The 1193-nt window shown below is 34.3% G+C and carries 1 protein-coding gene; it reads right to left on the reverse strand.

The window, feature by feature from the left end; all coding sequences use genetic code 11:
• Nucleotides 1-148: 148 nt before the first annotated feature.
• Nucleotides 149-631, reverse strand: a complete 483-nt coding sequence (locus tag ACFQ1K_RS14515; RefSeq protein ID WP_320556889.1) for a hypothetical protein — start codon at nt 629-631, stop codon at nt 149-151.
• Nucleotides 632-1193 lie beyond the last annotated feature (562 nt).

Below are 1193 nucleotides of genomic sequence, written 5' to 3' on the forward strand. Positions count from 1 at the left end.
AATCGCAGTCTGTAATAAGCTTATAAAACAAGCGTTTGCTATCGCAAAATCAGGATTGCCTTACGATTCTGATTATGCCATGAATTAAACCAAAATTTATTTGGATTTTAGCTTAGTTCATTGTTGGCAATAGTGTTTTTATTTTCGGTCAAAATGGCCATCCATTTATCATTTTATAATTCGTTTTCGGGTCAAATTCGATTCCGATTTCTTTTTTCGGATTCCATTGTTGGTTTATAAATTCCGCTGGGTTTTCAGTGATGTCAGTCCAATTAGTATTCGGAAAAACATAAAGTTTCCAATGGTCAGAATCCCAAGTTCCGTATAGTTTTTCATTCGGCAAGTAGAGTAGAATGTATTCAGGGTCATAATGGTCACATTGGTCAGTCAGATTGATTGCAGGAATTTCGTAATAAGATTTTCCGCTAACATTTCCCTCAATCCATACTTTTCCGAGTTCCAATTTGTCAAAGTCAATAATTCCAACAAAGTCAGGTTCCACAGATTTATGGTCGTAATTCAATTCCGATTTTGCTTTTAAAAATTCAGTCAAGTCATTTGGTAAATCCATATTCTGTCCAAATATTGGGAAGGCAATTAAATAAACTAAAATTATGATTCCTTTGCGCATTTCCGACATTATTGCCAACGGTTTGCATATGGCTTGTGGCGGTTTCAAAGCACTTTCCTGTCCACCGAAACCAAAACTGGCTACGAAGCGAAAACCTTGCTGGCAGGCGTTCACCCGCCATAAGCTATATGCTTTGTTGGCATTTCGTTTTTTTATTTTTAGGTTGGTTGCGTCCAAACATCATGAAACTGATTCTGTCTCAATTCTATAGCAGAAAAAATGTTCTTCTCTCGTAAAGGTCAGTTTTCTTGCTTGTTTTCATGTCGATTTGATAATATCATGGAAATAATTATGCATATCATTGATATTATCCCTAAATAGTTTCCTGCGTTATTTGACCAACTTAAGTCCTCAAAGTCAGTCAAAATTAATTGTCCAATAATTATTATTGACGCAAATGCTACTAACCACAATCTAAATTTCTTCATAGGGTTTCTTTTCAAATGTCTCGTCCTGAAATATGGCTACAGGTTAAAAATTGATTTACGCTGTTAATTTATATACCATATCAGGTGTTTTAAAATCTAAAGATAAATGTAATCTTATTTCATTGTACAGATTA

Source organism: Winogradskyella aquimaris (assembly GCF_042676105.1).
GTDB lineage: Bacteria > Bacteroidota > Bacteroidia > Flavobacteriales > Flavobacteriaceae > Winogradskyella > Winogradskyella aquimaris.

Excerpts from the sequence above, each read along its gene's own strand:
- ACFQ1K_RS14515 (WP_320556889.1), bottom strand. The coding sequence starts at position 631 with ATGCGCAAAGGAATCATAATTTTAGTTTATTTAATTGCCTTCCCAATA.